General features: G+C 66.5%; 29 protein-coding genes. 11 read left to right on the top strand and 18 right to left on the bottom strand.

What is annotated here, in order from left to right; genetic code table 11:
* Window positions 1-202: 202 nt before the first annotated feature.
* Window positions 203-811: a flavin reductase family protein gene (locus tag BCY78_RS20240; RefSeq protein ID WP_068305464.1), complete on the bottom strand. Its 609-nt coding sequence runs from the start codon at window positions 809-811 to the stop codon at window positions 203-205.
* A 67-nt stretch (window positions 812-878) separates the two neighbouring features.
* Between BCY78_RS20240 and BCY78_RS20235 the strand changes: the two genes are divergently transcribed.
* Window positions 879-1,421 (top strand): GNAT family N-acetyltransferase, encoded by a 543-nt coding sequence (locus BCY78_RS20235; protein WP_068305463.1) that lies wholly within the window; start codon window positions 879-881, stop codon window positions 1,419-1,421.
* On the opposite strand, the gene ptsP is transcribed toward BCY78_RS20235, so the two are convergent.
* The 4 genes from ptsP to BCY78_RS20215 all read right to left on the bottom strand — a co-directional run bounded on the left by ptsP (window position 1,414) and on the right by BCY78_RS20215 (window position 6,219).
* On the bottom strand, window positions 1,414-3,663 hold the full coding sequence (ptsP, locus tag BCY78_RS20230; protein ID WP_068305461.1) for a phosphoenolpyruvate--protein phosphotransferase: 2,250 nt from the start codon (window positions 3,661-3,663) through the stop codon (window positions 1,414-1,416). The two genes, BCY78_RS20235 and ptsP, sit on opposite strands and share 8 nt — an antisense overlap.
* Before the next feature lie 162 nt (window positions 3,664-3,825).
* Window positions 3,826-5,088, bottom strand: a complete 1,263-nt coding sequence (locus tag BCY78_RS20225) for an aspartate kinase (protein ID WP_068305459.1) — start codon at window positions 5,086-5,088, stop codon at window positions 3,826-3,828.
* A gap of 144 nt (window positions 5,089-5,232) precedes the next feature.
* Window positions 5,233-5,646, bottom strand: a complete 414-nt coding sequence (locus tag BCY78_RS20220; protein ID WP_068305458.1) for a hypothetical protein — start codon at window positions 5,644-5,646, stop codon at window positions 5,233-5,235.
* Window positions 5,647-5,784: 138 nt separating this feature from the next.
* Window positions 5,785-6,219, bottom strand: a complete 435-nt coding sequence (locus tag BCY78_RS20215; protein ID WP_068305457.1) for a DUF1178 family protein — start codon at window positions 6,217-6,219, stop codon at window positions 5,785-5,787.
* A gap of 141 nt (window positions 6,220-6,360) precedes the next feature.
* Between BCY78_RS20215 and BCY78_RS20210 the strand changes: the two genes are divergently transcribed.
* The 5 genes from BCY78_RS20210 to BCY78_RS20190 all read left to right on the top strand — a co-directional run bounded on the left by BCY78_RS20210 (window position 6,361) and on the right by BCY78_RS20190 (window position 9,704).
* Window positions 6,361-7,320: an acetyl-CoA carboxylase carboxyltransferase subunit alpha gene (locus BCY78_RS20210; protein ID WP_068305454.1), complete on the top strand. Its 960-nt coding sequence runs from the start codon at window positions 6,361-6,363 to the stop codon at window positions 7,318-7,320.
* Entirely contained in the window at window positions 7,317-7,643 is a 327-nt protein-coding gene (locus BCY78_RS20205) for a multidrug efflux SMR transporter (protein WP_369808716.1), read from the top strand. Before BCY78_RS20210 ends, BCY78_RS20205 begins: the two co-directional genes overlap by 4 nt.
* Before the next feature lie 7 nt (window positions 7,644-7,650).
* Window positions 7,651-8,136, top strand: coding sequence for a GNAT family N-acetyltransferase (locus tag BCY78_RS20200; RefSeq protein WP_083195196.1), 486 nt, complete (start codon window positions 7,651-7,653; stop codon window positions 8,134-8,136).
* A gap of 156 nt (window positions 8,137-8,292) precedes the next feature.
* Window positions 8,293-9,054 carry an SDR family NAD(P)-dependent oxidoreductase gene (locus tag BCY78_RS20195; RefSeq protein ID WP_068305452.1) on the top strand — a complete coding sequence of 254 codons (762 nt, stop codon included), beginning with the start codon at window positions 8,293-8,295 and terminating at the stop codon, window positions 9,052-9,054.
* Between the two features lie 86 nt (window positions 9,055-9,140).
* Window positions 9,141-9,704 (top strand): DUF1772 domain-containing protein, encoded by a 564-nt coding sequence (locus tag BCY78_RS20190; protein ID WP_068305450.1) that lies wholly within the window; start codon window positions 9,141-9,143, stop codon window positions 9,702-9,704.
* On the opposite strand, the gene BCY78_RS20185 is transcribed toward BCY78_RS20190, so the two are convergent.
* From BCY78_RS20185 to BCY78_RS20165, 5 genes are read right to left on the bottom strand one after another with little or no spacing between them, the layout of a single operon-like run.
* Window positions 9,659-10,261 (bottom strand): pyridoxamine 5'-phosphate oxidase family protein, encoded by a 603-nt coding sequence (locus BCY78_RS20185; RefSeq protein ID WP_068305448.1) that lies wholly within the window; start codon window positions 10,259-10,261, stop codon window positions 9,659-9,661. The two genes, BCY78_RS20190 and BCY78_RS20185, sit on opposite strands and share 46 nt — an antisense overlap.
* Window positions 10,258-10,596 carry a TfoX/Sxy family protein gene (locus tag BCY78_RS20180; protein WP_068305446.1) on the bottom strand — a complete coding sequence of 113 codons (339 nt, stop codon included), beginning with the start codon at window positions 10,594-10,596 and terminating at the stop codon, window positions 10,258-10,260. The genes BCY78_RS20185 and BCY78_RS20180 overlap by 4 nt, the downstream gene beginning before the upstream one ends.
* 1 nt (window position 10,597) lies before the next feature.
* A complete protein-coding gene (locus BCY78_RS20175) occupies window positions 10,598-11,335 on the bottom strand; it encodes a 1-acyl-sn-glycerol-3-phosphate acyltransferase (protein WP_068305443.1) in 738 nt (245 codons plus the stop codon).
* Window positions 11,335-12,231 carry an ABC transporter permease gene (locus BCY78_RS20170; protein WP_068305472.1) on the bottom strand — a complete coding sequence of 299 codons (897 nt, stop codon included), beginning with the start codon at window positions 12,229-12,231 and terminating at the stop codon, window positions 11,335-11,337. The genes BCY78_RS20175 and BCY78_RS20170 overlap by 1 nt, the downstream gene beginning before the upstream one ends.
* Before the next feature lie 14 nt (window positions 12,232-12,245).
* The gene (locus tag BCY78_RS20165) at window positions 12,246-12,917 is read right to left on the bottom strand and encodes a cell division ATP-binding protein FtsE (RefSeq protein WP_068305441.1); all 672 of its coding nucleotides are present in this window, start codon (window positions 12,915-12,917) and stop codon (window positions 12,246-12,248) included.
* Between the two features lie 147 nt (window positions 12,918-13,064).
* Here BCY78_RS20165 and BCY78_RS20160 point away from each other — a divergent pair, with 147 nt between their 5' ends.
* Window positions 13,065-13,838 carry a zinc-ribbon domain-containing protein gene (locus BCY78_RS20160; RefSeq protein ID WP_068305438.1) on the top strand — a complete coding sequence of 258 codons (774 nt, stop codon included), beginning with the start codon at window positions 13,065-13,067 and terminating at the stop codon, window positions 13,836-13,838.
* 9 nt (window positions 13,839-13,847) lie between these two features.
* Here the strand turns inward: BCY78_RS20160 and BCY78_RS20155 are convergent, their stop codons facing one another.
* The gene (locus BCY78_RS20155; RefSeq protein WP_068305437.1) at window positions 13,848-14,222 is read right to left on the bottom strand and encodes a diacylglycerol kinase; all 375 of its coding nucleotides are present in this window, start codon (window positions 14,220-14,222) and stop codon (window positions 13,848-13,850) included.
* Window positions 14,223-14,300: 78 nt separating this feature from the next.
* Window positions 14,301-14,549 (bottom strand): accessory factor UbiK family protein, encoded by a 249-nt coding sequence (locus BCY78_RS20150; protein WP_068305436.1) that lies wholly within the window; start codon window positions 14,547-14,549, stop codon window positions 14,301-14,303.
* A gap of 112 nt (window positions 14,550-14,661) precedes the next feature.
* Between BCY78_RS20150 and lgt the strand changes: the two genes are divergently transcribed.
* From lgt to BCY78_RS25670, 4 genes are all read left to right on the top strand, one after another.
* Window positions 14,662-15,558, top strand: coding sequence for a prolipoprotein diacylglyceryl transferase (gene lgt, locus BCY78_RS20145; protein WP_068305434.1), 897 nt, complete (start codon window positions 14,662-14,664; stop codon window positions 15,556-15,558).
* Window positions 15,555-16,640 (top strand): class I SAM-dependent methyltransferase, encoded by a 1,086-nt coding sequence (locus tag BCY78_RS20140; protein ID WP_068305433.1) that lies wholly within the window; start codon window positions 15,555-15,557, stop codon window positions 16,638-16,640. Before lgt ends, BCY78_RS20140 begins: the two co-directional genes overlap by 4 nt.
* Entirely contained in the window at window positions 16,637-17,389 is a 753-nt protein-coding gene (pgeF, locus tag BCY78_RS20135; RefSeq protein WP_068305431.1) for a peptidoglycan editing factor PgeF, read from the top strand. Before BCY78_RS20140 ends, pgeF begins: the two co-directional genes overlap by 4 nt.
* 113 nt (window positions 17,390-17,502) lie before the next feature.
* Window positions 17,503-17,640 carry a hypothetical protein gene (locus tag BCY78_RS25670; RefSeq protein WP_158515972.1) on the top strand — a complete coding sequence of 46 codons (138 nt, stop codon included), beginning with the start codon at window positions 17,503-17,505 and terminating at the stop codon, window positions 17,638-17,640.
* 3 nt (window positions 17,641-17,643) lie between these two features.
* On the opposite strand, the gene recR is transcribed toward BCY78_RS25670, so the two are convergent.
* From recR to BCY78_RS20105, 6 genes are all read right to left on the bottom strand, one after another.
* The gene (recR, locus tag BCY78_RS20130; protein WP_068305430.1) at window positions 17,644-18,243 is read right to left on the bottom strand and encodes a recombination mediator RecR; all 600 of its coding nucleotides are present in this window, start codon (window positions 18,241-18,243) and stop codon (window positions 17,644-17,646) included.
* 1 nt (window position 18,244) lies between these two features.
* Window positions 18,245-18,601, bottom strand: coding sequence for a YbaB/EbfC family nucleoid-associated protein (locus BCY78_RS20125; protein ID WP_068305427.1), 357 nt, complete (start codon window positions 18,599-18,601; stop codon window positions 18,245-18,247).
* A gap of 98 nt (window positions 18,602-18,699) precedes the next feature.
* Window positions 18,700-20,424: a DNA polymerase III subunit gamma/tau gene (locus BCY78_RS20120; RefSeq protein ID WP_068305425.1), complete on the bottom strand. Its 1,725-nt coding sequence runs from the start codon at window positions 20,422-20,424 to the stop codon at window positions 18,700-18,702.
* A gap of 116 nt (window positions 20,425-20,540) precedes the next feature.
* Window positions 20,541-21,113: a hypothetical protein gene (locus BCY78_RS20115; RefSeq protein ID WP_139103245.1), complete on the bottom strand. Its 573-nt coding sequence runs from the start codon at window positions 21,111-21,113 to the stop codon at window positions 20,541-20,543.
* A 30-nt stretch (window positions 21,114-21,143) separates the two neighbouring features.
* A complete protein-coding gene (locus BCY78_RS20110; RefSeq protein ID WP_139103244.1) occupies window positions 21,144-21,644 on the bottom strand; it encodes a hypothetical protein in 501 nt (166 codons plus the stop codon).
* Between the two features lie 112 nt (window positions 21,645-21,756).
* Window positions 21,757-22,749, bottom strand: coding sequence for an NAD(P)H-quinone oxidoreductase (locus BCY78_RS20105; RefSeq protein WP_068305420.1), 993 nt, complete (start codon window positions 22,747-22,749; stop codon window positions 21,757-21,759).
* Window positions 22,750-22,862 lie beyond the last annotated feature (113 nt).

Below are 22,862 nucleotides of genomic sequence, written 5' to 3'. Positions count from 1 at the left end.
TTTTTTTTAAAAACAAAAGCGGTCATGAGATTTCTTCCTTAGCCTCGTGGGCTGGTGGTTTTTTATAGGAGCAAGGGGGAATGGAGTTTTGTGGCTGGGGAAAAGGTGTGTATTTAAGACAAGGGGGGGGGCCCCTCTCTCCCTTTTTTGCAATTCCTCGCGGGGGAGCCCGAGGGGGCGGCAAGCCCTCTCGGTCGCGGTGTCAGCTTTCGCCTGGCCGGGCGAGCTCGAAGGTCTCAGTGACATAGGCGTAATCGCGGTAGCCGAGGCGGCCGACGGGGGTGAAGGTCTCATAGGCGAAGCGGCCGTCGATGAGGCAGGCGTCATGCAGGTGGATGCCGGTGACCTCGCCTATGACCATGGTGTTGGCCTTGCCGGCGAGCGGCACGATCTGCGTCACGTGGCATTCCAAGGAGGCCGGGGCCTCGACCACACGCGAGCAGGCGATGGTGTCGCATTCGGCCCGCTCCAGCGCGGCGAGGCGGAATTCGTCCACCTCCTTCTCCCAGGGCCCCGAGGTGGTGTTCATCGCCATCAGGAGCGCCTTCGAGACCACGTTCACGCAGAAGACCCCGGTCTCGCGGATATTGGCGAGGCTGTCCTTGCCGCCCTCGCGGTCGGGCTTGGTGCCGGTCGTCGCGAACATCACCTGCGGGGGCACATAGGCGACGGCGTTGAAGAAGGAATAGGGCGCGAGATTCTCGGATCCGTCCGTGCCGCGGGTCGAGATCCAGCCGATGGGGCGGGGCGTGACGATGGCGTTGAACGGGTTGTGGGGCAGGCCGTGGCCATCTTCGGGGCGGTAGAACATGCGATTCCTTCAGGGCTTGGCCGGGTGCCGTTGGGATAACCGGGGTATTTGATCTTGGATTTAACGCATGCTAGGGCCGAGTCCAGACACGGGCCGACGCGCCCGGATTTTGGAGGCGCGCGTGGATCTGGAGCAGGAAGAACCCGCCGATTGGTGGGAGGTCGAGGCCCTCTATGACCTGTGCTTCGCGCCGGGTCGGACGGCGCTGTCCTCGTACCGTTTGCGCGATGACGTGAAGCCCGTGGGGCCGCTGTGCCTGTGCCTGTGGGACGAGACCGAGGCCTTGGCCGGCGTCATCCGCTATTGGCCGATCCGGGTGGGTGGCGCGCGGGCGCTGCTGCTGGGGCCGGTTGCCGTGCACCCGACGCGGCAGGGCGAGGGGCTGGCGGGGCTTCTGATCCGCGAAAGCCTGCGCCGGGGGCGGAAGCTGGGTTGGGAGCGGGTGATGCTGGTTGGCGACTATCCGTATTACCGCCGCTTCGGTTTCGAGAAACTGCCGGGCGTCGTCATGCCGCCGCCAACCAACCCCGAGCGTGTGCTGGGGCTGGAGCTGCAGCCTGGCGGATGGGACGGCGTTCAGGGCGATGTGACGCGCTGGGACGTCAGTTGATCGGAAGGCGGCGGACGTAATCCACCAGACGCTGGCGCAGGGTTTCCTCGCCCGAGGCTTTGGCGTCTTCGATGATCTGCGCGACCTCGGCGAAATCCGCGCGCAGGATCAAGTCCTTGACCGGGCCGATGGCGGCAGGGCGCATCGACAGGCGGCGCAGGCCGGCACCGGCGAAGGCCAGCGCCTCAATCGGGCGACCGGCATCCTCGCCGCAGAAGCTGAGCATCGTGCCGTTATCCTCGCAGCGCTTCACGATCTTCTGGATGAAGGTGATGAAGCTCAGCGACAGCGTGTCGTAGCGGCGGCGCACGAGCTCGTTCTCGCGGTCGGCGGCGTAGAAGAACTGCTTCAGGTCGTTGCCACCGATGGAAACGAAATCGGCCATCTTGAAGAAGGCATCCGGCGCGAAGGCGAGGCTGGGCGTTTCCAGCATCGCACCCACCTCGACCTTCTCAGGCAGGGGGTGGCCCAGATGCGCCTCACGCTCGATCTCACGCAGCAAGAGCTCGCGCGCTGCGGTGAATTCCGACATCTCGGCCACCAGCGGGAACATCACCGTCAGCGGCTTGCCGTTCGAGGCCCGGATCAGCGCCTGCAGCTGCATGCGCATGACGCCCTTCTTGTCGAGACCCACGCGGACCGCGCGCCAGCCCATCGCCGGGTTCGGCTCCTCGGGGCGGTTCATGTAGGGCATGACCTTGTCCGAGCCGATATCCAGCGTGCGGAACACCACGCGCTTGCCATCCGCCGCCTTCAGCACGCGGGCGTAGAGCGCAGCAAGGTCCGAACGGCGGGGCATGGAGTTGCGCAGCAGGAACTGCAGCTCGGTGCGGAACAGGCCGACGCCCTCGGCGCCGGAACCCTTCAGCGAGGGCAGATCGGCCATGATGCCCGCGTTCATCATCATCGCCACGCGGGTGCCGTTGCGGTCCGCAGCGGGGCGGTCGCGCAGGGCGGCAAAACGTTCGGCCGCCTGTGTCTGCATGACGATCTTGTCGCGGAAAGCGGCGGCGACACCGGCGTCCGGGCGTAGGTGAACCACGCCTTCATCGCCGTCGACGATGATCGAGTCGCCGTTCAGGGCCTCGGTCGTCACCCCTTCGACATGGACCACCAGCGGGATCGCCAAGGCGCGGGCCACAACAGCGGCATGCGAGCCGACCGAGCCCTCTTCCAGCACCACGCCCTTCAACAGCTTGCCGTATTCCAGCAGCTCGCCGGGGCCGATGTTGCGGGCAATGAGGATCGGGCGGTCCGGCATCTGGGCGCCGGTGTCGCGGCCCTGTCCGGTCAGGATGCGCAGCAGGCGGTTCGACAGGTCGTCGAGGTCATGCAGGCGGTCGCGCAGATAGGGGTCGGGGACAAGCTGAAGGCGCGCACGGGCTTCGGATTGTTCCTTCTCGACAGCGGCTTCGGCCGAGAGGCCGCTTTCGATCGATTGTTCCATGCGGCGCAGCCAGCCGCGGGAATTGGCGAACATGCGGTAAGCTTCCAGCACGTCGCGGTGGTCCTTGTCCGACAGCGAAGCGGCCTGAAGCAGGTCGTCCACCGAGACGCGCAACCGCTCGACCCCGGCGCGCAGACGCTCGCACTCGGCCTCGGGGTCGTCGTTGACGAGGTTCGTCACCACGACGCGGGGCTCGTGCAGCCAGACCTGGCCCTCGGCCGTGCCTTCCTGTCCCGACCCTCCGCGGATCATCACCGGGTGCTTGTGCGGCGTGGCCATCGGCGTGTCGTCGCTGGTGAAGGCGCCGAGTTCCGTCATCTCGGCCAGCACCATCGCCGTCACGTCCAGCGCATAGACCTCGTCGTCGGAATAGGCCCGGGCCTCGCGCGCCTGCACGACCAGAACGCCCAGCTTCTCGCCCAGACGCTGGATCGGCACGCCGAGGAAGCTGGAATAGATCTCCTCGCCGGTCTCCGGCATGTAGCGGAAACCCTTCTCGGACGGCGCATCGGCGGTGTTGACGATGCTGGCGGTGCGGGCGACGCGGCCGACCAGACCTTCGCCCAGACGCATGCGGGTGCGGTGCACCGATTCCGGGTTCAGACCGCGGGTGGCGCAAAGTTCGAGAGTCTCGCGGTCGCGGAACAGGTAGATCGAGCACACATCGGTGCGCATCGATTCCGCGATCATGCCGACGATGCGGTCCAGCCGCTCTTGCCCGCGGGCCGGTTCGGCCAGCGTGTCGCGCAGGCGGCGCAGCAGGCGGCGGCTCTCGCTTTCGCTACGGTCCTGCATAAGGTCGGCTGTCCTGTCCATGGGGGTCTGCGACACTGGACCTTAGATCAACTCTGGGCAGAATGGAAACGGCTTTGCGCGGGGGCGGGCGGTGGAAAACCACGACGCCCCGCGCCTTTGCCGCATTTGCGGGCGACGGCCGAGGCCGTTGCCCCAGACATGTCAGCCGGCCTGATGCAGGCTGAAGGCGTCGTGCAGGGTCTGCACGGCCAGTTCCATGTACTTGCGGTCGATCAGCACCGAGATCTTGATCTCGGAGGTGGCGATCACCTTGATGTTGACGTTCTCGCCCGAGAGGGCCTCGAACATCTTGGCGGCGACGCCGGCGTGGCTGCGCATGCCGATGCCCACGACCGAGACCTTGGCCACATCGGTGTCGATGATCAGCTCGTCGTACTTGATCTTGCCGGCGTCGCGGGCCTCTTCCATCGCCTTCTTGGCGCGGGCGACCTGATCGACGGGGCACGAGAAGGTCATGTCGGTGACGGCGCCGGGGTGGCTGTCGTCGTAATCCTTCTCGGAGATGTTCTGAACGATCATGTCCACGTTCACACCGGCCTCGGCCAGCGGGCCGAAGATCGCGGCGGCGATGCCGGGGCGGTCCTCGATGGTGAAGAGGGTGATCTTGGCTTCATCGCGCGAATGGGCGACGCCGGAGACGACTTTCGATTCCATGATTTCCTCCTCGGCACAGACCAGGGTGCCGGACGTTTCATCGGTTTCGTCGAACGAGGACAGCACGCGCAGGCGCACCTTGTAGCGCATGGCCAGTTCGACCGAGCGGGTCTGCAGGACCTTGGCGCCCAGCGACGCGAGTTCCAGCATTTCCTCGTAGCTGATTTTCTCAAGCTTGCGGGCTTTCGAGGTGATCCGCGGGTCGGTCGTGTAGACCCCGTCCACATCGGTGTAGATGTCGCAACGCTCGGCGTCGAAGGCGGCGGCGAAGGCCACGGCCGTGGTGTCCGAACCGCCGCGGCCCAGCGTGGTGATCCGGCCTTCGGGCGACACGCCCTGGAAGCCGGCGACGACGGCGACCTTGAAGCCCTCGGCGAATTTGGCGTCGATATTCTCACGCGGGATCGATTCGAACCGCGCGGCGCCATGGGCCGAGGTGGTATTGATCGGAACCTGCCAGCCTTGCCAGCTGCGGGCCGAGACGCCCATTTCCTGCAGGCGCAGCGCCATCAGGCCGGCGGTCACGTTCTCACCCGACGAGACGACGGCGTCGTATTCGCGCGCATCGTACCAGCCCGAGGTGTCATTGACCCATTTGACCAATTCGTTGGTCTTGCCCGACATGGCCGACACGATGACGATGACATCGAAGCCGCGTTCGACTTCGCGTTTCACCTTCTCGGCCGCGTTGGCGATCCGATCCAGATCGGCCACCGACGTTCCGCCGAATTTCATCACCAGGATCGGCATGATCACCCCCGCAAGACGGTGCCGCACCCCCTGTGCAGCGCGCGCTTCTCTTACGCGCGGGTTGCGGCTGGTGCAAGGGTCGCAGGGCGGCCCACAGGGCGGGATTCCGCCCCGATCCCATGGTTTTCGCGGGTGTTGTGCGGATTACAGCCCGCGCGGGGTGCCGACCATCGCGCCGTCGTGGTCATACCACAAGGTATAGGCGATGCGGCCTTGGTCATCGAAGGCGGTGCGGGCGGTCCATTCGGTGCCGTCCGTCATACGGTAGAGACGATCCTCGACGGGCAGGGTGCGGCATTGGCCGGTGACGGCATCGCACCGCTCCACCGCGCCATGGGCCGCGCCCAATTCCACAGCCACACGGGGCGAGCCCGGGGCAGCCATACCCGCGACCGGCAGGATCGAGGCCTGCGAGATCACCGGCGCTTCCTCAGACAAAGGGGCGCCGGAATGCAGGGCGGCCAGCCCGGCCAGCGCAACACCCAAGGCGGCAGCGGCGGGGATCACCCAATCGATGGCGGCCGTGCGACGAAGCTGGCGGGTATCGAAATGCGTCATGGCGACTCCTGACCTCTGCGGGGTTGCGTTGGTCTCAGAAAGCCGCTGGATTGTGGCAACATTGAGCCAAGTTCTAGCCAGTTTGTCGATGTTTGGTAAACAATCGCCTAACTGGCGCCCGGCATTTCGATCAGGGGATCAGTTGCTCTGGCGTTTGCCCATGAAGGGCAGGGGAGCCACCGGCACGCCTTCTTCGGCCAGCGCGCGGGCCTCGTCGATCTTGGCCTCGCCCCAGATCGCGCGCTCAGGGCTTTCGCCCAGATGCATCGCGCGGGCCTCGCGGACGAAATCCTGCCCGACGTAGTCTGAATTCGCCTCCACATGCTTGCGCAGAGCGGCGATCTTCTCCTCGATCCCGCCCTTTTGCGGCGCGAGGGGGGAGGGCGCGTCAGCCTCGGGCCCCGGTTGGCCATTGGCGACCGAGGGGGCCATGAGCGCCTTTTCGACCTTGGTGCCGCCGCAATGCGGGCAGCTCAGATGACCCGATTTCAGCAAGCCATCAAAGGCCGAGGCCGAGGCAAACCAGCTCTCGAACCCATGTCCCTGATCGCATTTCAAGCTGTAGCGGATCATCGTCTCACCCTTCTGCGTGACAAATGTTAAAATAGTCCTTGCGCAGGCCTCCGCAAGCATCCTCCGCCGCCCGAACGGCGACCCGGTTGCAACAGGGCAGGGGGCGATGCATATAGAGCACGTCCCAATAGGTGTTGCCGAATGAACTACCTGGAATTCGAAAAGCCGCTCGCCGAGATCGAAGGCAAGGCTGCCGAGTTGCGCGCCATGGCCCGCAATACCCCTGAGATGGATGTCGAAAAGGAAGCCGAGGCCCTTGATAAGAAGGCCGAGCAGCTTCTGACCGACCTCTACAAGAACCTCACGCCCTGGCGGAAATGTCAGGTCGCGCGGCATCAGGACCGGCCGCATTGCAAGGATTACATCGACGCGCTGTTCACCGAGTTCACGCCGCTGGCCGGCGACCGGAACTTCGCGGATGACCATGCGATCATGGGCGGTCTGGCGCGTCTCAATGACCGCGCTGTCGTGGTGATCGGTCAGGAGAAGGGCTCGGACACCAAGTCGCGCATCGAGCGCAACTTCGGCATGGCCCGCCCCGAGGGCTACCGCAAGGCGATCCGCCTGATGGATCTGGCCGCGCGCTTCAAGCTGCCGGTGATCACTCTCGTCGACACGCCGGGCGCCTATCCCGGCAAGGGCGCCGAGGAACGCGGTCAGGCCGAGGCCATCGCCCGCTCGACCGAGAAATGCCTGCAGGTCGGCGTGCCGGTCATCTCGGTGGTGATCGGCGAGGGCGGCTCGGGTGGCGCGGTGGCCTTGGCTACGGCCGACAAGATCCTGATGCTGGAGCATTCGGTCTATTCGGTGATCACGCCGGAAGGCTGCGCCTCGATCCTGTGGAAGGATGCCGAGAAGATGCGCGAGGCCGCCGAGGCCATGCGTCTGACCGCGCAGGACCTGCTGAAGCTGGGCGTCGTCGATCAGATCATCGCCGAACCCCGCGGGGGCGCTCAGCGCGACCGCAAGGCGGCGATCGAGGCCGTCGGCAAGGCGCTGGACGCGACGCTGGCCAAGTTCGACGGCAAATCGGCCGAGAAGCTGATCGCCGCGCGCCGCAAGAAGTTCCTCGACATGGGCCGGAAGGGTTTGGCTGCGTGACGAGCATCTTGGGTCCTTGGGGTCTTCTGGCCCTCGCGGGGATCCTTGAGGTGATCTGGGCACTGGCCCTCAAGGCGTCCGACGGTTTCTCACGCCCGCTGCCGACGGTGGTGACCATCGTCGGCGCAGCCGCGTCGTTCTTCCTGTTGGCGCAAGCCCTGAAGGATCTGCCCGCCGGGACCGCCTATGCCGTCTGGACGGGGATCGGGGCAATGGGGGTGGCCATCTTGGGCGTCATCTGGTTCGGTGAGGCCATCAATGCGTTCAAGATTGCCGGGATCTTGTTGATCGTGGCCGGGATCACGGCGCTGAAATTAGCCTGAGGCCGCTATGACCGTGACTGTCCGACCGACCCGCGCCGAGGATGCCCCCGCCCTGACAGCCATCCTCAATGACATCATCGCCGCAGGCGGTACCACGGCCTATGAAACTCCGTTCACGCCTGACGCGCTGTTCGACAAGCATCTGGGCGGCAAGACCGTTCTGTGTTGCCACACGGTCCTCGAGGGCGACGAACCGGTCGGCTTTCAGGTGCTGAACGCGAACCCTGCGCTGCCCGAGGGTTGGGGCGATATCGCCAGCTTCACCCGCCGCGAACCTCCGGTGCGGGGCGCGGGCACGGCACTGTTCGCGGCGACCCGTGCGAAGGCCCGCGAGCTGGGCCTCCCGGTGCTGAACGCGACGATCCGGGCCGACAATGTGCCGGGGCTGGCCTATTACGCGAAGATGGGTTTCGAGGATTACGAGATCCTGCGCGATGTGCCGATGTCCGATGGCACCAAGGTCGACCGCATCCGCCGCAAGCTGATCCCCTGACGATTTCGGCTTAGCGCCCGCAGGCCCGCCGTCCAGTGCGCGGCGTGCAGGGCGGCTGTGCATTTCTGTCCCTTGGACCGGCTGAGGCCGCGCATAGATCCTTGAGTGAAGCTGGCGCCCCGCGCGTTGGCTTCCGGAAATTCAAGGAGTATCAAGATGTTGTTCAAGGATAAGGTCGTTCTGATCACCGGCGCCGCCGGGGGGATCGGCATCGCCGCCGCCAAGGCCTTCGCGGCCGAAGGCGCCAAGCTGGCGCTGGTCGACCTGAAACGCGAACCGCTGGAGAGCGCAGCCGAGGGCCTCGATGCGCTGCTGCTCACTGCCAATGTGGCCGACGAGGTCGAGGTCAAATCCTACGTTGACGCGACCGTGGCCAAGTTCGGCCGCATCGACGTTTTCGTCAACAACGCCGGCATCAACGGCGACTTTGCCCCGATCACCGAAATGGCGGTCGAGAACTATCAGAAGGTGCTGAACGTCAACGTCATCGGCGTCTTCCTCGGGTTGAAATACGTGCTGGCGCAGATGAAGAAACAGGGCGGCGGCGCCGTGGTGAACACCGCCTCGAACGGCGGTCTGCTGGGCGCGCCGGGCATGAGCGCCTATGTCGCTTCGAAACACGCGGTGATCGGCCTGAACAAATCGGCGGCGCTGGAAGTGGCCAAGGACAACATCCGCGTCAACGCCGTCTGCCCCTCGGGCGTGGACACGCAGATGATGCGCTCCATCGAGACCAATGCCGCGAAGGGCCACGAGGCCGAGGCCCGCAAGCAGTTCGAATCCTCGGTGCCGCTGGGCCGCTATGCCGAGGCCGAGGAGATCGCCGATCTGATGGTCTTCCTTGCCTCCGACAAGGCCAGCTTCATCACCGGGGCCTATTACCGGATCGATGGTGGCGGCGGCGCCGTCTCGGTCTGATCCCGGCACCCCATGGCAGGGCCCGCTTCCGGCGACGGAAAGCGGGCCCTGTCGCGTTCAAGGGGCTTCTGACGCAGTGAGGCCCCATGTCTTTTCCCGATTCCATCCCCGCGCGCATGGCGACGCCGCTTGGCTTCGTGGCGCTTCTGTTTTCCGGCGCAATCTTCGGCTTCTTCTACGCCTGGACCGTATCGACGATGTGGGGGCTCGACGCAGCCGATCCCCGGGTCGCCATCGAGGCGATGCAGGCGATGAATGCCTCGGTCCGCAACGCCGCCTTCGCGCCGGTGTTCTTCGGCACACCCTTCGTGCTGCTGTTCACGGCCTCGGCGGCGATGGCGGCCGACCGGCGGGCGGCGTGGCTGTTCGGGGTTGCGGCGGTGGTCTATTTCGTCGGCGCCCTGATGCTGACGGTCACCGTGAACGTGCCCCTGAACGAAGCCCTCGCCGCGACTGCAGTCCCGATTGAGCGCGCGCAGGCGGCTCTGGTCTGGTCCGAGTATTCAGGCCGCTGGCAGCTGTTCAACGAGATCCGCATGGCGCTGAGTGGCGTCAGCCTGTTGCTGACCGGCCTTGGCCTGTGGCGGCTGGGCCGGACGCGCCGTCACCACATGCTGTCGGCCGCCCGCGCCGGCCACGCGATGTCGTAAGCCGCGCCGTCGAAGGCGCCTTCGGTGATCTCGGACAGGATGTCGCCGGGGCTGGGCAGCCCGGCGCTGTCGTCTCGCGACCACAGGCCCGCGCGCAGCAGGGCGCGGGCGCATTGCGAATAGACCTCGGCGATCGTGATTACCATGACCAGCCGGGGGTTGCGGCCCTTCTGCTCAAAGCGTTGGCACAGGGCCGGATCGGTCGAGAGCCGGGCCGTGCCGTTCACACGGATCACCGTGTTCGAGCCGGGCACCATGAACGCCAGCGAGATGCGCGGGTCGCGGACGATGTTGCGCAGCGTGTCGATCCGGTTGTTGCCGCGCCAGTCGGGCATCAGCAGCGTGCCGGGGTCGGCCACCTGCACCACGGGGCCATCGTCGCCGCGCGGCGTGCAGTCGGTGCCCTCAGGCCCGACAGAGGTCAGGAAGCAAAAGCGCGAGGCCTCGATCCAGCGCTGGTAGGCCGGGGTGAGGCGGCGGGTGACCTTGACCGTCGCGGCCTCGGGCGGGGTGCCGAATAGTGCTTCCAGCTCGGCGGTCGAGGTGATCCAGCTCATGGGGTCTTCTTCTTTTTCGGTGTCTTGGGTTTGGGGACGGGCAAGTCGTCCCAGACCGCCCGCGCCACGGCACAGAGCCGGTCCGGGTCATCCAGCAGCGGCGCTGCCAGCAGGTAGGGGTTGGCCTTCTCATAGGGCGGGAGCAACTCGCCCTCGGGAAAGGCTGCGCGCCCGCCGGGCGTGTTCTTGAGGAACAGCATGTCGTCGCAGATCACGCCCACGAACTTGCCGTCCAGATAGACGCCGAACTCGCCGAACATGCGCCGGGCCGAGACCTCGCCCGCGCCGGCCATCATCTCGAGGGCTAAGTCGGCGGAGGCGCGGTCGGAGCCCATCTCAGCGTTCCAGCTGCGGGAAGCCGGCCTCGGCCATCAGCCGGTCGGAATGGGCTTCGACCTCGGCCTCGACCTCGGCCAGAAACTCGCGCATGGGCTTGCCGGCTTCGATCGGCGGTAGGAACTCGACCACAGCGAGGCCGTGCTTGCGGTAGATCGCGTGACGCGGCCAGAAGACGCCGACGTTGCAGGCGACGGGCACGACGGGGTTCTGCAGCTCTTGGTACAGGACGGCGACGCCGACCTTGTAATCCTGCTTCACGCCGGGGGCGACACGGGTGCCCTGCGGGAAGATGATCAGCTGGCCGGGCTCCTGCTTGCCGGAATTCACCCGCTCGACCATCGCTTTGATGGCCGCGCCACGACGACCGCGATCCACCGGCACGCAGCCGATGCGCTTGGCGTACCAGCCGACGATGGGGGTCCAGACCAGCTGCTTTTTCATGATGAACTTGGGCCGGGGCAACACCGAACAGATCAGGATGATGTCGAAGAAGCTTTGATGTTTCGCGGCGATCATCACCTCGCCCTCGGGGATCGGGCCGCGGACCTCGGATTTCAGGCCGATCATCCACGATGCCGTCCAGCGCACCCAGCCCGTCCAGGCGTGAATCGCCGACCAGGCCCCGCGACGGTCAAAGGCTGCCCAAGGCGCGAAGGCGACCGCCATGATCGCCATCATCGCATAGGCCTGCACGGTGAACAGCAGCGAGCGGATCCACTGGATGGCGTAGCGCATCAGCTTTCCTTCTTGAGAACACGCATCGCCGCGGCGCGGGTCGCAGCCCAGGCGATGACGGCGGCCAGGGGCGGCAGGGCCAGCGGGGTCAGCCAGCCGGTGCCCGAGAAGCCGAGGCCGGTCAGGAAGCCCGAATCCCCCGCGACCGGCAGGATGGCGAAGGCCAGAAGCCCCAGCGCGGTGCCGCCGGCGGCGCCGAGGAAGGCATGCACGGCAAAGCGACGGGTGAAAGCCTGCGCGATGAAGCCGTCCCGCGCCCCGACGAGGCGCAGCACACGGATCACCTGCGCATTGGCGGCCAGCGAGAAGCCGGCGGCCAGCGTGATCATCGCCGCCATCATCACCCCGATCAGCGCGACCGAGAACCACGCCAGCGCCCGCAGCGAGGCCGCCGCCTGCACCAGCGGACGGCGCCAGCGCGTGTGGTCATCGAGCACCGCGCCGGGGGCCTCGGAGGCAAGGCGCAGGCGCAGACCGACCGGGTCGAAACCCTCGGGCTGTTCGGTGATCTCGATCAGGCGGGGCAGGGCGAGGCTTTCGATCGGCAGGTCCGGGCCGAACCATGGCTCCAGCAGGGCGCGCTGCTCGTCCTGATCCAGCACCCGGGTCGAGGCCACGCCCGGCGTCGTACGAAGGATCTCCAACACGGCGGCGGTCTGGGCGGCGATCTCGCTCGGCGGGGCCGAGATGCGCAGCGTGGCGCTTTGCGACAGGGTGGCCGACCAGCGTTGCGCCAACTGGCCCGAGCTGAGCGACAGGGCCAGCGCGAAGACCGCAAGGAAAGCCATGGCGGCGGCGGTGAGGCCGGTCAGCAGCGTCGTGACGCCCGACGAGGGCACCACGCGGGCCGCATCGCCGAAGCCGGGGGTGGGGCGGGCGCGACCCAGCGCGCGCAGGGGGCTGCGGTCGCTCACAGGTCCACCCCCGCCGATTGCAGCTGACGGTCGGCGATCCGCAGCACGCGGGCCGAGACGAGGCTCTTGGCGTTGCGGATCAGCATCAGGTCGTGGGTGGCGATCATGATCGCGGTGCCCATCCGGTTCAGCTCGACCAGCAGGGACAGCAGGCGCTGCGACATCTCGGCGTCGACGTTGCCGGTGGGTTCGTCGGCCAGCACCACCTCGGGCGACATCATCACCGCGCGGGCCAGCGCCGCACGCTGACGCTCACCGCCGGACAGGGTGGGCGGCAGGCTGTCGGCCTGACCGGCAAGGCCGACCCAGGCCAGCAATTCGCGCAGGTCGTTCTCGGGCACGGGGCGGCCGGTGGCGACGAAGGGCAGGGCGACATTCTCGGCCAGCGTCAGATGGTCGAGGAACTGGCAATCCTGATGGATCACGCCGATTCGCCGCCGCGTATCGGCCAACGCGTCCCGGCTGAGGCTGTGCAGCGGTTGGCCGAACAGCTCGATCTCGCCCGCGGTCGGGCTCAATTCGCCATAGCACAGCTTCAACAGGGTCGATTTCCCCGCGCCCGACGGGCCGGTGAGGAAATGGAAAGCCCCCGGTGCGATATGCAGGTCGATGCCGTTCAACAACGCGCGTCCGCCGTAATCATGCGATACGTTTGCCAGTCGGATCACCCGTAACCCCTTTGCTTTCCGTCCGAACCCGGGCTCTGCCCTTGGAAGTTGACTTTCGGATTGCTACAACGTCCGGTGAAAAGAGCCAATGGCCGAGGCAGGCGAGCGGCGAAAATCGTCCGGCGGAAACGTCTTCAAGGAGTGCCGATGCGCCTGACCTGTCCCAATTGCAGCGCTCAGTACGAGGTCGATGAGGCCGTTATTCCCAAGGGTGGGCGCGATGTTCAGTGCTCGGCCTGCGGTCATACGTGGTACCAATATCACAAGGACGTGGCGCTGGCGATGCGCGCGGCCGAACTGGACGATGACGACGAGGATGAGGACGATCTGCCCGCCGTCGGCGATGGCGAGGGGGGCGAGCGTCCCGTCGGCATGGCCGAGCGTGCCGCGCCGCGGATCGACAAGACCGTCCTCGATGTCCTGCGCGAGGAAGCCGAGCGCGAGATGGGCGAGCGCAAGCGTGCGCAGACCGGGATAGAGACGCAGGGCGAGCTGGGCCTGAGCCGGCCGAGCCGTCCGTCGCGCTCCAAGGCCGCACCGTCGCGTGTGTTCGGCGAGGACGACCCGACCCCGCCGCCGCCCGAGGATCTGCCGGACGACGAGGCCGACGCGCCTGAGGAGCCGGTGAGCCGCCGCAAGCTGCTGCCGGATATCGAGGAGCTGACCTCGACCCTTGAGCCGGGCAGCGAGCGTCGCGACGATGATGACGATCTGGACGGCGACGAGGATCAGCGCGGGTTCCGCCGCGGCCTCTCGGTGGCGATGCTGATCGCGCTGGCGCTGGTGGTTCTGTACCTGCTGGCGCCGATTCTGGCGAATGCCGTGCCGGCGCTGGCCGATCCGCTGGCGGGCTACATGTCGCTGGTCGACGGGCTGCGCGCCTCGATCGCCAACACGCTGCGGGGCCTCTTGGGCGGCTGAGCGACGCCCTCAGCCCTGCCAGAGCCGCCACAGGACCACCGCCCATGCCACGCCCGCGGCGATGGCCGTCAGCGCGACGGCCGCGCTGCCGCAATCCTTGGCCTTCGCGGCCAGCGGGTGCTGTTCGGGCGAGACGAGGTTCACCACGCTCTCGACCGCGGTGTTCATCAGCTCGGCCGCCAAGAGCAGCAGGCCAAGCGCCAGAATCAGCGCGCGTTCAGCGGGGGAGAGGGGAAGGTACAGGGCGCAGCCGGCCGAGATCGCGTTGGCCAGCGTCCATTGCCGCAAGGTCTTCTCCGTGGCCCAGGCGCCGGCCCAGCCGCGCCATGACCACAGACAGGTCCAGCCAAAACGCCGACCCTCGGCCTTGAGCCACTCAATCATCGGATCCTCCCCCGTGACCGGGAGAGGCTACTCAGGTGCCGCGCGGCTGTGAAGCGCTCGCGGCGTCGGGGGAGGGCCTCAGTTCGAGGTCTTGGCTTCCAGCGCCTCGATGCGGGCCTTCAGCGCCTCGTTCTCCTCGCGGGCCTTCTGGGCCATGGCGCGGACGGCGTCGAATTCCTCGCGGGTCACGAAGTCGCGATCGGCCAGCCAGCGGTCCATCAGGCTCTTCATCGCGGTCTCGGCTTCGGTCTTGGCCCCTTGAGCCACGCCCATGGCGTTGGTCATCAGCTTCGACAGATCGTCAAAAATCTTGTTACCGGGCTGCATTTGGCGCTCCCTTGCTGCGTTGAGGCCTATATGGGACGGGCGGGACCAAGGCGCAAGGTTGACTTCCCTCCAAGGCCACGGGAAACCCGAGAAGACCAGAACACGAGCATCCATGCCCTTCGTTATCGATTTTCCGTCCTATCTGCGTCCCGAGATCTTCTCGCTGGAGCTTGGCAGCTTCACCTTCGCCCTGCGCTGGTACGCGCTGGCGTATATCGCCGGCTTCCTGATCGGTTGGCGGCTGATCGTCGCGGCAATGAAGCGCCCGACCCTGTGGCGCCATGACACCGCGCCGATGCAGCCCGCGCAGGTCGAATCGCTGCTGACCTGGATCATCCTCGGCGTGATCCTTGGCGGGCGGCTGGGCTTCGTGCTGTTCTACCAGCCGGATTACTACCTCAGCCACCCGATGCAGATCCTGCAGGTCTGGGAGGGCGGCATGTCCTTCCACGGCGGCCTTGCGGGGGCAACCGTCGCGGGCTTCCTCTTCGCGTGGAAGAACGGCATCCCGGCCTCGGCGGTGGGCGACAGCATGGCGATGGTGATCCCGGTGGGCCTCGGCCTCGGGCGGATCTCGAACTTCATCAACGCCGAGCTGTGGGGCCATCCGACCACCTTGCCCTGGGGGGTGATCTTCCCGGGTTCGGGCGGTGTCTGCCCGCCGAACTGGGCCTATGAATGCGCCCGCCATCCCACGCAGCTGTACGAGGCCGGGATGGAAGGCCTGCTGCTGGGGCTGGTGATCTGGTTCCTCGTGACCCGCCGCGGTGCGCTGAAGGCCCCGTGGCTGATCACCGGTGTGTTCCTCGCGCTCTACGGCCTTGCGCGCATCACTGTCGAGTTCTGGCGCATGCCGGACGATCAGTTCCTTGCGCGCGACCCCTCGGGCTATGTGATCCGGCTGGGGGACATGGGCCTGACCATGGGCCAGACGCTGAGCGTGCCGATGGTGCTGATCGGGCTGGGCCTGATCCTGTGGTCGCGCCGAGCCCGTCAGGCGGCTGCATGACCGAGCTTGCGGCGATCCTGAAGCGGCGCATTGCCGCCACCGGGCCGATCACGCTGGCCGATTACATGGCCGAATGCCTGCTCAATCCCGCGCATGGCTATTACGCCACAAGGGACCCCTTGGGCGCCAAGGGCGATTTCACCACCGCGCCCGAGATCAGCCAGATGTTCGGTGAGCTCATCGGGCTGTCGCTGGCGCAGTCCTGGCTGGATCAGGGCGCACCCGAGGGCCTGCTGGTCGAGGCCGGCCCCGGTCGCGGCACGCTGATGGCCGATATCTGGCGCGCCACCAAGGGCGTGCCGGGCTTCCATCAGCGGATGCGGATCGTGCTGGTCGAGGCCTCGCCGGTCCTGCGCGGGGTGCAGGCCGAGCGTCTGACCGGGGCGCCTGTGGAATGGCTGGATCACCTCGATCAGCTGCCCGAGGCGCCGGTCTGGTTCGTCGCCAATGAATTCTTCGACGCCCTGCCAATCCGCCAGTTCCAGCGCGACGGCGCGGGCTGGCGCGAGGTCGTCGTCGGGCTGGAGGGCGAGGCGCTGAAACCCGGCCTCAGCCCCCGCGCGGTGCTGGCCGAGCTGGAGCACCGGCTGGCCGACACGCACGATGGCGATTTGGTCGAACTCTGCCCCGCCGCCCGCCCGGCGATGGAGGCCGTCGCAGGCCGCATCGCCCGGCATGGCGGGGCGGCGATTATCGTCGATTACGGCGACTGGCGCTCGAAGGGGGATACTTTTCAGGCGATGGAGGATCATGCCTTCGCCGATCCCTTCGCCCATCCCGGCCGCGCCGATCTGACCGCGCATGTGGATTTCGAGGGGCTGGCCCGTTACGCTGCCCCCCTGACGGCCAGCGGGCTGACCCCGCAGGGCCTGCTTCTGCAGGCGCTGGGCATCGAGGGGCGGGCCTCTCGGCTGGCACAATCCATGCACGGCGAGGCCCTTCGCCAGCATCTGGCCGCGTTTCGCCGCTTGACCGATGCGCAGGAAATGGGAACGTTGTTCAAGGCGCTCGCGCTGGCCCAAGCGGGCGCGCCGTTGCCGCCGGGGTTCTTCCCGGCGCAGGCTCACGAGGCTGCCGGATGACCTTGCAAATCCTCACTTCGGACCTGTTGTCCGACGCCCGTCACGGGTTCTTCACCCGGCGCGGCGGGGCGTCCTCGGGCGTGTTCGCGGGGCTGAACTGCGGCGCGGGGTCCTCGGATCTGAGCGACGTGGTGGCGATCAACCGGGGCCGCGTGGCCAGCGCCATGCAGGTCCCGCCCGAGGGGTTGATCGGCGTCCATCAGGTGCATTCCGCCGATGTCGTGACCGTCAGCGCGCCGGGCGCGCAGGGCAAGGCCGACGCCATGGTCACCGACCGTCCGGGCCTTGCGTTGTCGATCCTGACCGCCGATTGCATGCCGGTGCTTCTGCACGACCCTGAGGCCGGGGTAATCGGCGCGGTCCATGCCGGCTGGAAAGGCGCGCTGGGCGGCATCCTCGAGCGGACGCTTGAGGCGATGGAGGATCTGGGCGCGGATCGCAGCGATATCCTTGCGGCCATTGGCCCCTGCATCAGCCAATCGGCCTACGAGGTCGGGCCCGAGTTTCTGGATGCTTTCGTGACGGAAGATCCTGAATTCGAATGGTTCTTCGCCAATGGTGAGGGCGACCGCTACCTGTTTGACCTGCCGGGTTTCGGCCTGAAGCAGCTGCGCGATGCCGGCGTGGCCGAGGCCGAATGGATCCGCCATTGCACCTACCACAGCCCCGAGATGTTCTATTCCTACCGTCGCTCGGTGCACCAGCAAGAGGCCGATTACGGTCGGCTGATCTCGGCCATTCGGCTGTAGGCTGTTTCCGGTTCGGAAAAGATCCTCGGCAGCGCCCCGATTTGGCCCCAATCCGGCGTCAGAATGATCCGCAGGAAGGCGCCTTCGGGCGCGCGCAGGCAAGGATCGTTCCGATGGCAAAATCGTCCCGCTGGATGCAATGGGTAATCGCGGAAAGCGCGTCGGCGCGGGTGCCGTTGCCGTGGGTTTTGCGCCGCCGTCTGCGTCTGCGTCGCGCGGCGATGGAGGCCCGCAAATCGGCCTCGGCCTGACCGTCAAAGCGCGCGGCGGGCCGCCATGGCCGCCGCGATCGTCCCGTCGTCGAGGTAATCCAGCTCCCCGCCCATCGGCAGACCCCGGGCCAGCGCGCTGACGCTGACGCCTGTCGGGGCCAGTGTCTCGGCGATGTAATGGGCGGTGGTCTGACCCTCGACCGTGGCGTTCAGGGCCAAGATCACCTCGCGCAGGTTCTCCGCCTTGATCCGTTCCACAAGTTGCGGAATGCGCAGGTTTTCAGGGCCTATCGATTCCAAAGCCGAAAGAGTGCCGCCCAGCACATGGTAGCGGCCCTTGAAGCCCCCGGCCCGTTCCAGTGCCCAGAGGTCCGAGACATCCTCGACCACGCAGAGCGTGCCGGTGGCGCGCTTTTCGTCGGCGCAGATCGGGCAGATTTCCTCGTCCGAGATGTTGCCGCAGACCCGGCAATCGCGCGCCGTCTGGGCGACGCGGGCCAGGGCCTGCGACAGGGGCTCCATGACCATCCCGCGCTTTTTCAGCATGTGCAGGACGGCCCGGCGTGCCGAGCGCGGCCCGAGACCCGGCAGTCGCGCCATCAGCGCGATGAGCGCCTCGATCTCGCCGGCCGCGCGGGCCATGTCACATCCCCGGCAGGTTCATGTCGCGGGGCAGGCCCAGCGATTCGGCCAGATTGCCCATCTCCCATTTGGTGCGCTCCTGCGCGCGGGACTGGACATCCTTGATCGCGGCGAGGATCAGGTCCTCGACGACTTCCTTGTCCTCGGCCTTGAAGATCGACGGGTCGATGGACAGGCCCTTCAGGACGCCCTTGGCATTCGCGGTCGCCTTGACCATGCCCGCGCCGGATTCCCCTTCGACAAGGATCTCGTCGAGCTGGGTCTGCAGAAGTGCCATCTTCTCCTGCATCTCCTGCGCGGCTTTCATCATCTTGCCCATGTCGCCCAGACCGGCGAGGCCGCCCAATCCCTTCAGCATGTCAATGCTCCCGTGTTCGTCAGTTGTTCGAAAGATAGGGGCCCGCGCGCGCCATCGCAAGGCGGGCGGCCCCGGACATCCCGGTCAATCCTTGCCGATCAATCCTCGAAGGGATCCCATTCGTCCTCGACCTCTTGCAGGGCGGCTTCGGCCACGTCCTGCACGGTCTCCACCGGTGCGTTGAAGGCGGTGATCTTGGCCTTGGGGAAGGCGTCGAAGATCGCCTTGATCAACGGGTCTTCCATGGCCTTGGCGTTACGCTCGGCCTCGATGGCGGCGTTGACCTCGGCGATGGTCTGCCCGCCGCCCTGTGCGATGGAGACGCCCCAGCGGGTGCCGGTCCATTGCTGCAGCTTGCCCGCCAGACGCGCGGCGAAGTCTGCCGAGGCTTTGGGCGTGGGTTCGAACTCGATCCGCCCCGGCGAGTAGCGCACGAGGCGCAGGCAGGTCTCGACCTCGGTCAAAAGCCGGATGTCGCGCCGGTCGCGGATCAGGGTCACGACGCTCTCGAAGGTCGCATATTGCGCCAGCGCGTGGAGGTCGCCGGCCAGCGCGGCCTGCGCCCCGCCGCCGCCGCCCGAGGGCATCACGCTGCGCCCCATCGCCATCGCGCCATTGCCGCGCTGCATGGGCGCGCCGCCACCACCGCCGCCCGGCGAGGGGGGCGGGGGGCTGTCCTGCAGCCGCTTGATCAGTTCGTCCGGCGTCGGCAGCTCGGCGACATGGGTCATGCGGATGACGGCCATCTCGGCGGCCATCATGGCGTTGGGGGCTTGGCTGACCTCTTCCAGAGCCTTCAGCAGCATCTGCCACATCCGCGCGAGGATGCGCAGGTCCAGCCTTTGCGCCAGATCGGTGCCGCGCTGACGCTCGTCAGGGCTGACGGTCGGGTCCTCGGCCGCGCCGGGCGTCACCTTGATGACGCTGACCCAATGGGTGATCTCGGCCAGATCGCGCAGGACGGCGACCGGATCCGCGCCATCGGCATATTGCCCGGCGAGTTCCTCCAACGCGCCGGCGGCATCGCCCCGCAGCACGGCCTCGAACAGGTCCATCACCCGGCCCCGGTCGGCCAGGCCCAGCATCGCCCGAACCTGATCGGCGGAGGTCTCGCCGGCGCCGTGGCTGATCGCCTGATCCAAGAGCGACATCGCGTCCCGCACCGAGCCCTCGGCCGCGCGCGCGATCAGCGCCAGCGCATCGGGGGCGACTTGGGCGTCTTCCTTGCCGGCGACCTTGGCGAGGTGCTCGATCATCACCTCGGGCTCGATCCGCCGCAGGTCAAAGCGCTGACAGCGCGAGAGCACGGTGACCGGCACCTTGCGGATCTCGGTCGTGGCGAAGATGAATTTCACATGCGCGGGCGGCTCTTCCAGCGTCTTGAGCAGAGCGTTGAAGGCGCTGTTCGAGAGCATGTGCACTTCGTCGATGATGTAGATCTTGTAGCGCGCCGAGGCCGCCCGATAGGCCACGGAATCGATGATCTCGCGGATGTCGCCGACGCCGGTGCGGCTGGCGGCGTCCATCTCCATGACGTCGACATGGCGGCCTTCGGTGATCGCGCGGCAGGCCTCGCAGACGCCGCAGGGCTCTGTTGTCGGACCACCCGTGCCATCGGGGCCGGTGCAGTTGAGGCCCTTGGCAATGATCCGCGCCGTGGTCGTCTTGCCGGTCCCACGGATGCCGGTCATCACGAAAGCATGGTGGATGCGGTCGGCGGCGAAAGCGTTCTTCAGCGTGCGCACCATCGCCTCCTGCCCGATCAGGTCGGCGAAGGTCTCGGGGCGGTATTTGCGGGCAAGAACCTGATAGGTCTGGGTCATGGCGTCACTCCAGCCGCGACCCTACCGAGTGCGGGGCCGGGATGCCAGTCGGAAACCAGACAAGAACGCCCCCGGCAGACAGCCGAGGGCGGAAGATTGTGCCGGCTTGAGGTTCGTCAGTCTGACATGCCGGGATGACCCGTAATCATAGGGGCGGTCTCGGTGGCCGGCTCAGTGGCCGCATTGGTCAGGGCGGTTGCCGATTGGCCGACCGTCGCCTCGACCCGGACGTTGCAACCTTGGATGCCCCAATAGTTGCGGATGATCAGTTCCAGATACAGAGCCTGCGCATTGGCCAGCGAGGCGCCCCTGGGATATGTCACACTGCGCCGGACGACGCGAATGCGCGGGCTGACCCCGTAATCCGAGATGTTCCCGTCGAAGACAGCTTGCCCGGTGACGTTCACGAACCGGCTCGATGGATTGAAGCGGCCACGACGGCTGAAGCGCGCGACCCCATCGGTGAACACCAGCGAGATGGCGCTGGTGCGTCCATTCAGCTCGCTGGGCAGATAGTCCATCGTAAAGCTGGTATACCGCGAGGTGATGGACGAATTGTCCGGGGCGCAGGCTTGTGTGTATTGCGTGATAACGCCGCCGCCGACAAACGATGTCGCATGAACGCTTGCGGGAAGAAGTATGCCGGCAAACAACGTCGCCGCGACCTTCATGAGAGTTTTTCTGAACATTGGTGATCCTGATACTAAAGAACGCAGAGATTATTCGGTGTAGCCGAAGACAAGGCTGGCAAAGGCCGAGCATCCCGGCAGATAATCGAAATTCTCGATCATGGCGTTCAGCGCGATGCGCGTCCTGTCATTGTTCAGGAAGTTTGGTGTCTCAAGCAGGTAGATCCGCGGGATGGCCGTGTTGCCGGATGGCAGGTAGGTGAAGCCCGCGCCCGAACCAACCCAAGCAACAGCGTCTGCGTCGACCCATTCGCCTTCAGGCAAGCCGCCCACAGCGTCGAAGAAGCTCAGGTGATACGCATAGGTGCCTGCGAAGATATTGATGCGCAGGGTGGAGCCATTCGTGCCGACGCCAGCGGGTCGAACGCGCGCGGTCAGGCGCACGATGTCGTCCGAATTCCAGCCGTAATCGGAACAGCCCTCGAAACCGGTCATGAAACCGCCGCCTCGCATATGAGCTTGCGCGGCGGCGATTGTCGGGATTGTGAAAAGAGAAAGAAAGACGGCGATAAATAGCGGCCGAAATCGCATTGCGAAAACTCCTTGAACCAGTACGCCGGATCAAGGTGGATCATCGCTGATGATTCTGTCAATAAACGACAGCCGGTCCAATCCTGTTCAGGGATGCAGAGCGTTCTTCTTTTCAGCGTTCAACTTTCAAGACGATCTTGCCGATATGCCCTGAACTCTCCATCCGTGCATGGGCTGCCGCTGCTTCGGCCAGAGGGTATTCGCTGTCGATGACCGGTGCGATCCGGCCCGAGGCCAGCAATGGCCAGACGTCTTGCTCCAGCGCTTCGGCGATCTTTGCCTTGGCGGCCACGCTCTGTGGGCGCAGGGTCGAGCCGGTGATCGTCAGCCGACGCATCATCACCTGCGCGAAGTTCAGCTCGATCTTCGGGCCCTGCAGGAAGGCGATCTGCACAAGGCGACCGTCATCGGCCAAGGCCTTCACGTTGCGCGGCAGGTAATCGCCGCCGACCATGTCGAGGATCAGGTTCGCCCCGCCCTCGGCCTGCATCACCGCAACGAAATCATTGGTCCGGTAGTTGATCGCCGCCTCGGCGCCGAGGTCGACGCAGGCCTCGCATTTATCGTCCGAGCCGGCGGTGGCGAAGACGCGTGCGCCAAAGGCGGACGCCAGCTGGATCGCCGTCGTGCCGATCCCCGAGGAGCCACCGTGCACGAGGAAGCGCTCGCCCGCCTTCAAGCCGCCGCGCTGGAAGACGTTGGAATAGACGGTGAAGAAGGTCTCGGGCAGGCAGGCGGCCGCGCGAAGGTCGAGGCCCTCCGGCACCGGCAGGGCATGGGCGGCGGGGGTGGTGACGTATTCGGCATAGCCGCCGCCGGGGAGGAGCGCGCAGACCTTGTCGCCGATTTTCCAGCGGGTGACGCCAGCGCCCACTTCCACCACGGTGCCCGAACATTCGAGGCCAGGCAGATCCGAGGCGCCGGGCGGCGGCGCGTAATTGCCCGCGCGCTGCAGGGCGTCGGGGCGGTTTACGCCGGCATAGGCCACGCGGATGACGATCTCGTCCGCGCCGGGCACGGGCACGCCGCGCTCGGCGGTGACCAGCACCTCGGGCCCGCCGGGCTCGGAGATCTCGATCACGCGCATGGTATGGTGCTTGGGCATCCTGGCCTCCGATCCTTGAGTCGCCGGCAGCTTACCGAAGGCGCAAGGGGACGGAAATGGGGCAGGGAACGGTGGGGTGAAACCCCACCCTACGCCGGCGCGCCCAACCCGTA

This window comes from Pararhodobacter sp. CCB-MM2 (assembly GCF_001691415.1).
In the GTDB taxonomy this organism is placed as follows: domain Bacteria; phylum Pseudomonadota; class Alphaproteobacteria; order Rhodobacterales; family Rhodobacteraceae; genus Pararhodobacter.
This window is presented reverse-complemented; position numbering and strand designations above follow the sequence as displayed.

Coding starts and splice junctions, on each gene's coding strand:
- BCY78_RS20175 (WP_068305443.1), bottom strand. CDS start 11,335: ATGCGCTACGCCATCCAGTGGATCCGCTCGCTGCTGTTCACCGTGCAG.
- lgt (WP_068305434.1), top strand. CDS start 14,662: ATGCCCTTCGTTATCGATTTTCCGTCCTATCTGCGTCCCGAGATCTTC.
- pgeF (WP_068305431.1), top strand. CDS start 16,637: ATGACCTTGCAAATCCTCACTTCGGACCTGTTGTCCGACGCCCGTCAC.
- BCY78_RS20240 (WP_068305464.1), bottom strand. CDS start 811: ATGTTCTACCGCCCCGAAGATGGCCACGGCCTGCCCCACAACCCGTTC.
- recR (WP_068305430.1), bottom strand. CDS start 18,243: ATGGCCCGCGCGGCCGGCGAGATCGAGGCGCTCATCGCGCTGATGGCG.
- BCY78_RS20110 (WP_139103244.1), bottom strand. CDS start 21,644: ATGCGATTTCGGCCGCTATTTATCGCCGTCTTTCTTTCTCTTTTCACA.
- BCY78_RS20140 (WP_068305433.1), top strand. CDS start 15,555: ATGACCGAGCTTGCGGCGATCCTGAAGCGGCGCATTGCCGCCACCGGG.
- BCY78_RS20120 (WP_068305425.1), bottom strand. CDS start 20,424: ATGACCCAGACCTATCAGGTTCTTGCCCGCAAATACCGCCCCGAGACC.
- BCY78_RS20125 (WP_068305427.1), bottom strand. CDS start 18,601: ATGCTGAAGGGATTGGGCGGCCTCGCCGGTCTGGGCGACATGGGCAAG.
- BCY78_RS20215 (WP_068305457.1), bottom strand. CDS start 6,219: ATGATCCGCTACAGCTTGAAATGCGATCAGGGACATGGGTTCGAGAGC.
- BCY78_RS20190 (WP_068305450.1), top strand. CDS start 9,141: ATGTCTTTTCCCGATTCCATCCCCGCGCGCATGGCGACGCCGCTTGGC.
- BCY78_RS20105 (WP_068305420.1), bottom strand. CDS start 22,749: ATGCCCAAGCACCATACCATGCGCGTGATCGAGATCTCCGAGCCCGGC.
- BCY78_RS20220 (WP_068305458.1), bottom strand. CDS start 5,646: ATGACGCATTTCGATACCCGCCAGCTTCGTCGCACGGCCGCCATCGAT.
- BCY78_RS20150 (WP_068305436.1), bottom strand. CDS start 14,549: ATGCAGCCCGGTAACAAGATTTTTGACGATCTGTCGAAGCTGATGACC.
- BCY78_RS20225 (WP_068305459.1), bottom strand. CDS start 5,088: ATGCCGATCCTGGTGATGAAATTCGGCGGAACGTCGGTGGCCGATCTG.
- ptsP (WP_068305461.1), bottom strand. CDS start 3,663: ATGCAGGACCGTAGCGAAAGCGAGAGCCGCCGCCTGCTGCGCCGCCTG.
- BCY78_RS20155 (WP_068305437.1), bottom strand. CDS start 14,222: ATGATTGAGTGGCTCAAGGCCGAGGGTCGGCGTTTTGGCTGGACCTGT.
- BCY78_RS20195 (WP_068305452.1), top strand. CDS start 8,293: ATGTTGTTCAAGGATAAGGTCGTTCTGATCACCGGCGCCGCCGGGGGG.
- BCY78_RS25670 (WP_158515972.1), top strand. CDS start 17,503: ATGGCAAAATCGTCCCGCTGGATGCAATGGGTAATCGCGGAAAGCGCG.
- BCY78_RS20115 (WP_139103245.1), bottom strand. CDS start 21,113: ATGTTCAGAAAAACTCTCATGAAGGTCGCGGCGACGTTGTTTGCCGGC.
- BCY78_RS20210 (WP_068305454.1), top strand. CDS start 6,361: ATGAACTACCTGGAATTCGAAAAGCCGCTCGCCGAGATCGAAGGCAAG.
- BCY78_RS20235 (WP_068305463.1), top strand. CDS start 879: ATGCTAGGGCCGAGTCCAGACACGGGCCGACGCGCCCGGATTTTGGAG.
- BCY78_RS20200 (WP_083195196.1), top strand. CDS start 7,651: ATGACCGTGACTGTCCGACCGACCCGCGCCGAGGATGCCCCCGCCCTG.
- BCY78_RS20180 (WP_068305446.1), bottom strand. CDS start 10,596: ATGGGCTCCGACCGCGCCTCCGCCGACTTAGCCCTCGAGATGATGGCC.
- BCY78_RS20185 (WP_068305448.1), bottom strand. CDS start 10,261: ATGAGCTGGATCACCTCGACCGCCGAGCTGGAAGCACTATTCGGCACC.
- BCY78_RS20160 (WP_068305438.1), top strand. CDS start 13,065: ATGCGCCTGACCTGTCCCAATTGCAGCGCTCAGTACGAGGTCGATGAG.